The sequence below is a fragment of the Massilia mucilaginosa genome (assembly GCF_011682145.1).
GTDB classification, from domain to species: Bacteria; Pseudomonadota; Gammaproteobacteria; order Burkholderiales; family Burkholderiaceae_D; genus Telluria_A; species Telluria_A mucilaginosa.
In genome coordinates this window covers 43,219-49,218 of the sequence record NZ_WHJH01000053.1, presented here as the reverse complement: position 1 = coordinate 49,218, position 6,000 = coordinate 43,219, and the positions used below count along the sequence as shown (strand labels likewise).

The 6,000-nt window shown below is 57.2% G+C and carries 7 protein-coding genes; all 7 read right to left on the bottom strand.

The genetic code is table 11. The features are described from left to right. A partial coding sequence (locus F2P45_RS27975) for a GTP-binding protein (RefSeq protein WP_229505339.1) occupies positions 1-283 on the bottom strand: 283 nt, incomplete at its 3' end. A 200-nt stretch (positions 284-483) separates the two neighbouring features. Continuing rightward, entirely contained in the window at positions 484-2,589 is a 2,106-nt protein-coding gene (fusA, locus tag F2P45_RS27970; protein ID WP_166881493.1) for an elongation factor G, read from the bottom strand. A gap of 132 nt (positions 2,590-2,721) precedes the next feature. Then, a complete protein-coding gene (gene rpsG / locus F2P45_RS27965) occupies positions 2,722-3,192 on the bottom strand; it encodes a 30S ribosomal protein S7 (RefSeq protein ID WP_054265804.1) in 471 nt (156 codons plus the stop codon). Positions 3,193-3,319: 127 nt separating this feature from the next. Next, entirely contained in the window at positions 3,320-3,703 is a 384-nt protein-coding gene (gene rpsL / locus F2P45_RS27960; protein WP_025603541.1) for a 30S ribosomal protein S12, read from the bottom strand. A gap of 340 nt (positions 3,704-4,043) precedes the next feature. Continuing rightward, positions 4,044-4,787, bottom strand: coding sequence for a M48 family metalloprotease (locus tag F2P45_RS27955; protein WP_166881492.1), 744 nt, complete (start codon positions 4,785-4,787; stop codon positions 4,044-4,046). Positions 4,788-4,997: 210 nt separating this feature from the next. Then, a complete protein-coding gene (locus tag F2P45_RS27950) occupies positions 4,998-5,585 on the bottom strand; it encodes a hypothetical protein (RefSeq protein ID WP_166881491.1) in 588 nt (195 codons plus the stop codon). Continuing rightward, positions 5,566-5,949, bottom strand: a complete 384-nt coding sequence (locus tag F2P45_RS27945; protein ID WP_229505338.1) for a hypothetical protein — start codon at positions 5,947-5,949, stop codon at positions 5,566-5,568. The genes F2P45_RS27950 and F2P45_RS27945 overlap by 20 nt, the downstream gene beginning before the upstream one ends. Between the last annotated feature and the right edge of the window lie 51 nt (positions 5,950-6,000).

Here is a 6,000-nt window from a genome sequence, read left to right as displayed (position 1 = left end):
CGGTGATCATGTTCTTGATGTAATCGGCGTGGCCTGGGCAGTCAACGTGAGCGTAGTGGCGGTTAGCCGTTTCGTACTCGACGTGCGCGGTGTTGATGGTGATGCCGCGTGCTTTTTCTTCCGGTGCCGCATCGATCTGGTCGTATGCTTTTGCTTCGCCGCCGAATTTCTTCGACAGAACGGTTGCGATCGCTGCCGTCAGGGTGGTTTTACCGTGGTCGACGTGACCGATGGTGCCCACGTTGACGTGCGGCTTGGTCCGTTCGAATTTACCTTTTGCCATTTTGATCTTCCTTTAAAGACTATTTTTACAATTTTTGTTTGTTGCCAGCGCGGCTTATGGGCGCGCCCGGCAATTCAATTTATTCAGTTGAGGACAGAGCAAAGGCGATGAACCCTGCTCTGTCCCGCAATCGTCTCATCACGTTGAGGAAAGGGCAGCGGCGATGAGCCCTGCCCTGGTCCCCAACGGACGAAACTTAATTACTTGGCTTTAGCAGTAACGATTGCATCGGTAACGTGCTTAGGCGCTTCCGAGTAGTGCTTGAATTCCATCGTGTAGGTAGCACGGCCTTGCGTTGCGGAACGCAGCGAGGTCGAGTAACCGAACATTTCGGACAGTGGCACTTCGGCTTTGATGATCTTGCCGCCGCCGCCTGGGATCTCGTCCATGCCCTGCACCATACCGCGGCGGGACGACAGATCGCCCATCACGGTACCGGCGTAGTCTTCCGGCGTTTCCACTTCCACGGCCATCATTGGCTCGAGGATGACTGGCGATGCTTTACGGCAGCCATCTTTGAATGCCATCGAAGCGGCCATCTGGAACGCGTTTTCGTTCGAGTCCACATCGTGGTACGAACCGAAGAACAGCGTGACCTTGACGTCGACCACTGGATAACCAGCCATCACGCCGGCGTTCAGCGTGCCGCGCACACCCTTTTCAACCGCAGGGATGTATTCGCGTGGAACGGTACCGCCCTTGATCGCGTCGACGAATTCGAAACCTTTACCGGCTTCTTGCGGCTCGATCTTCAGGACAACGTGACCGTACTGACCACGACCGCCCGACTGCTTGACGAACTTGCCTTCGGATTCTTCGCACACCTTGCGGATCGTTTCGCGGTAAGCCACTTGTGGCTTGCCGACGGTCGCTTCAACGCCGAATTCGCGCTTCATGCGGTCAACGATAATTTCCAGGTGCAACTCGCCCATACCACCGATGATGGTCTGGCCCGATTCTTCATCGGTTTTCACGCGGAACGAAGGATCTTCCTGTGCCAGGCGGTTCAGCGCCAGGCCCATTTTTTCCTGGTCAGCCTTGGTTTTCGGCTCGACAGCCTGCTGAATCACCGGCTCAGGGAAGACCATTTTTTCCAGCGTGATGATCGACGATGGATCGCACAGGGTTTCGCCCGTGGTCGCGTCTTTCAGGCCGACCGCGGCGGCGATGTCGCCGGCGTGGACTTCCTTGATTTCTTCGCGCTGATTCGCGTGCATCTGCAAAATACGGCCAAGACGTTCTTTCTTGTTCTTGATCGGATTGTAGACGGTGTCGCCCGACTTGATCATGCCCGAGTAGACGCGGAAGAAGATCAGCTGGCCCACGAATGGGTCGGTCATGATCTTGAATGCCAGCGCCGAGAATTTCTCGTCGTCTTCCGCTTTACGGGTGGTCGGCTGGTCGTCTTCGTCCATACCCTTGACTGGCGGGATGTCGATTGGCGATGGCAGGTATTCGATCACGCCGTCGAGCATGGCTTGCACGCCCTTGTTCTTGAACGCGGTGCCGCACATCATCGGGACGATTTCCGAGGCGATGGTACGCTGGCGCAGAGCAGCCTTGATCTCGGCTTCCGACAGGTCGCCTTCTTCCAGGTACTTGTTCATCAGTTCGTCGTTCGCTTCAGCAGCGGTTTCGACGAGCTTCAGACGCCACTCGGCAGCCTGCTCTTGCAACTCAGCAGGAATATCGCGGTAGTCGAACTTCATGCCCTGCGACGCGTCGTCCCAGTAGATGGCTTTCATCTTGACCAGATCGACGACGCCTTTGAAGTTGTCTTCGGCACCGATAGGAATCTGCAGCGGAATCGGGTTCGCTTTCAGGCGAGCACGCATCTGCTCGTAGACCTTGAAGAAGTTGGCGCCGGTACGGTCCATCTTGTTGACAAAAGCAAGACGTGGCACCTTGTACTTGTTCGCCTGGCGCCATACGGTTTCCGACTGTGGCTGAACACCGCCCACTGCGCAGTAAACCATGCAAGCACCGTCGAGTACGCGCATCGAGCGTTCAACTTCAATCGTGAAGTCAACGTGGCCCGGGGTGTCGATGATGTTGATGTGGTGCTCAGGGAAATTGTTAGCCATCCCTTTCCAGAAGCAGGTCGTTGCAGCCGAGGTAATCGTGATACCGCGTTCCTGCTCTTGCTCCATCCAGTCCATGGTGGCCGCGCCATCATGCACTTCGCCGATCTTGTGGTTCACGCCCGTGTAGAACAGGACGCGCTCGGTCGTGGTGGTCTTGCCAGCATCGATGTGAGCCGAGATACCGATATTGCGGTAGCGCTCAATGGGGGTCTTGCGTGCCATAATTATTCCTAAATCTTTTAATGGACAAAACCGAGCGGCATTTTGTGAACAAAATGAGCCCGGCCTCGAACAACAGATACATGGCCGCACCCGGGCTTGCACAATCGTGCAAACCGGGATGTGGCCAATTGATTAGAAGCGGAAATGCGAGAACGCTTTGTTCGCTTCTGCCATGCGGTGAACTTCGTCCCGCTTCTTCATAGCACCACCGCGCATTTCAGCGGCTTCCATCAATTCGCCACCGAGGCGTTGCGGCATGGATTTTTCGCTGCGCTTGTTTGCGGCTTCGCGCAACCAACGCATGGACAGCGCCATACGACGAACCGGACGAACTTCAACTGGCACCTGGTAGTTGGCACCACCGACGCGGCGGGACTTAACCTCGACCATCGGCTTGGCATTGTTGATCGCGGTTGCAAACACTTCGAGCGGGTCTTTGCCGGACTTTTGCTTGATGTGCTCAAATGCACCGTAGATGATGTTTTCTGCGACCGATTTTTTACCGGACAGCATCAGTACGTTGACGAATTTGGCGACATCTTGGTTACCGAACTTTGGATCTGGCAAGATTTCGCGCTTGGGTACTTCACGACGACGTGGCATATCAATTCCTTCCTATCTTCAGTTGAGCGCGCTGTGCGCACTCGCGGAGGCCATCATAGCCATCCACTTACTCGACCGTTACGGTCGGTTCAACTCGTTAAACTTCTAGTGAAAGCGGGGCGAAAAATTACTTCTTGCCTGCTTTAGCGCGCTTCGTACCGTATTTCGAACGAGCTTGCTTACGGTCTTTGACGCCCTGGGTATCCAGTGCACCGCGAACCATGTGGTAACGCACACCCGGCAAATCTTTTACACGACCGCCGCGCAGCAGCACGACACTGTGTTCTTGCAGGTTGTGGCCTTCACCGCCGATGTACGAAATGACTTCGAAACCGTTGGTCAGGCGAACTTTGGCGACTTTACGCAGAGCCGAGTTTGGCTTCTTTGGGGTCGTCGTGTACACACGGGTGCAAACACCACGTTTTTGCGGGCTGTTTTCCAGCGCCGGCGATTTGCTTTTCACGGTCAGAGCGACGCGTGGATTGCGAATCAGTTGATTGATGGTTGGCATCGTTATAAATCCAACAAAATTACAACATGAATAACCCGGACCAACTGTCCGGGGACTGAAACGGAGTCCCGAGGACTGCGCAGGGGAGGCACCGACAGCCGCCCTGCGAGGAGCGGCGCTGAATGCGTAAACAATGCGCAGAATAAAATCGAGAACTCGCGAGTATAGACGCGAAGTGGCAGGCAGTCAAACAGTTTAACGCTTGGCAATGCGAATCTGGGGCGATCATGCTATGCGGGACGGGGGATGTGACGGGGGTGAGACACCGGGCACCGGGGTCAGACCCCGGTTTTTCTTTTGGGGGTCTGACCCCGGTGTCTCCCCGCCGGCGGGCCGACAGTTACAGCTTGTCGGCGGCCGCCTTCATGCGGTCGGCGCGCGCGTTCGAGCCCGGATGGCTGGCCATCATGCTGCCTTCGCTGGCCTCGCCTTTGGCCAGCTTGCGGAAGGCCGATTCCATGGCGCGCACATCGTACTTGTGCTTCTGCATGAACTTGAAGCCATAGTCATCCGACGAGGTTTCATCGGACTGCGAGAACTGCGCATTGCCGAAGGCCTTGATGGTTTCTTCGTTGGCCGCGACCATGCCGCCGATCTGGTTGCCGCTCGCGCCCGCCGCCTTGGTGCCGGCCGACAGCAACAGCGCCTTTTTCATCTGCGAGGCCGCGTGGCCAAGCTTGGTGTGGCCGATTTCGTGGCCGATCACGCCGCGCAGTTCGTCGTCGTTCATCAGGTCCATCAGGCCGGCGTAAATACGGATGCTGCCGTCCGGCGTGGCGAAGGCGTTGATGTCATCGGACTGGTAGACCGCGAAGTTCAGCTTCAGCCCGTCTTCATTTTCCAGGCCCTTGGTCAGCATCGCCAGGCGCTTGGCGTACTTGCTGCCGGCCGGCGCGACTTTTTCTTCCTTGTCCATCTGGCGCATCATCAGGCGCGAGCCTTCGATCACGTCCTTGTCGCTGACGGTGGCGGCCTTGGCCAGGTCCTTGCCCGCGCCCAGCATGCCGCCGAGGTCGATCGCCGAGGCCGCGCCCGCAGCCAGGATCGACATGGTCAGCGCTGCAATACGAATAGTGGTTTTCATGGATCTGCTCTCAATCAGGTTATTAGTATAAAAACATTGCCATTATAACAGCCTGATGGTCATCCATTTCATTCCGCTAGCTACCGCGACTGATCTCGCCGATAACGTCATTGACAAACGCATTGGCAGCTTGCGCGATGCGCATTCCGAAAAGCGCAACGCCCCGGATAGATTATCCGGGGCGTTGCGTGTCATCGGCCATGAAGCAAACTACTTGACGGGCGCGGCGTAGGATTTGAACGCTTCCCGCAGTTCCGGCGAGAGCTTGTGCAGGTCGATACGCTGCTTCTTGATTTCGGCACGCAAGCGCTCCGGGCCGCCGGCGGCGCGCTCCAGCCGCGCGACCAGATCGGCAGCGAGCTGCTGCAGCACCTCGTGCGGGATTTGCCTGGCATCGCGCACAGCGAAGGTTTCGCGGGCCGGGTCGCCATTGCACTTGCCGCCTGCGACCTGATACACGCCGCCGTCATCGGGCTGCAAATAGCGGCGCTGGCCGCGTTGCGGATGCCAGCGCTTGAAGTAGCCGCTCGCGAGGTAATACGTGGCGTCGGCAGACTTTGCTTCGCCGAAGGTCCACTGGCGCGCGGTCCAGTTCTCGTTGTCGGCCATCTGGACGCACAGGGCACGGATCTCTTCGGATACCGGATCGAGTTTCAGGTTCGCCACAGGCAGGCGCAGGCCCAGGATCGGGTCCTGCACGAATTTGGGCGGATGGTTGCTCTCAGCGGCGCCCGCAACGGCGCTCAATGCCGCAAAAACCACGGCCGCGCACAGGCGCTTAATAACGGTAGACGACATAGGCCGGCTTTTCTGCGCGGTATCCGGGGCCTGCCCAGAAATCGGTTTGAACGAAATCGGAAATCCATCTGCTTCCGCTATACCCGGCCACATGCCCATTGATATTACCGTTGGTATATGGCTGCATGACCATCACGTCGCCCTTGATAAAGCGGAAGCTGCCCGGGTCCGTGACTTCAATTTCGCGGAAGCCGATTTGAAGCAGGACCGGGCCATAATTTTTCGCGGACGCGACATTCGGCGTCACGAAGGCGCCGCCTGCCTGCAGCGCTTTGCGTACATGCGTGGCGCACTTTCCCTCTCCGAATCCCGGCAGCGCATTGTCCTTCAAATGTTTTACAAATTTTTCCAAATCGAGTGCCATAGTCAGCCTTTAAGCGATGTTGTTGATTGCCAGATCCCGGGCGCCAGCCAT

What these genes read in the sequence shown, in the direction of transcription:
- fusA (WP_166881493.1), bottom strand. Translation starts at nt 2,589, where the DNA reads ATGGCACGCAAGACCCCCATTGAGCGCTACCGCAATATCGGTATCTCG.
- rpsG (WP_054265804.1), bottom strand. Translation starts at nt 3,192, where the DNA reads ATGCCACGTCGTCGTGAAGTACCCAAGCGCGAAATCTTGCCAGATCCA.
- rpsL (WP_025603541.1), bottom strand. Translation starts at nt 3,703, where the DNA reads ATGCCAACCATCAATCAACTGATTCGCAATCCACGCGTCGCTCTGACC.
- F2P45_RS27955 (WP_166881492.1), bottom strand. Translation starts at nt 4,787, where the DNA reads ATGAAAACCACTATTCGTATTGCAGCGCTGACCATGTCGATCCTGGCT.
- F2P45_RS27950 (WP_166881491.1), bottom strand. Translation starts at nt 5,585, where the DNA reads ATGTCGTCTACCGTTATTAAGCGCCTGTGCGCGGCCGTGGTTTTTGCG.
- F2P45_RS27945 (WP_229505338.1), bottom strand. Translation starts at nt 5,949, where the DNA reads ATGGCACTCGATTTGGAAAAATTTGTAAAACATTTGAAGGACAATGCG.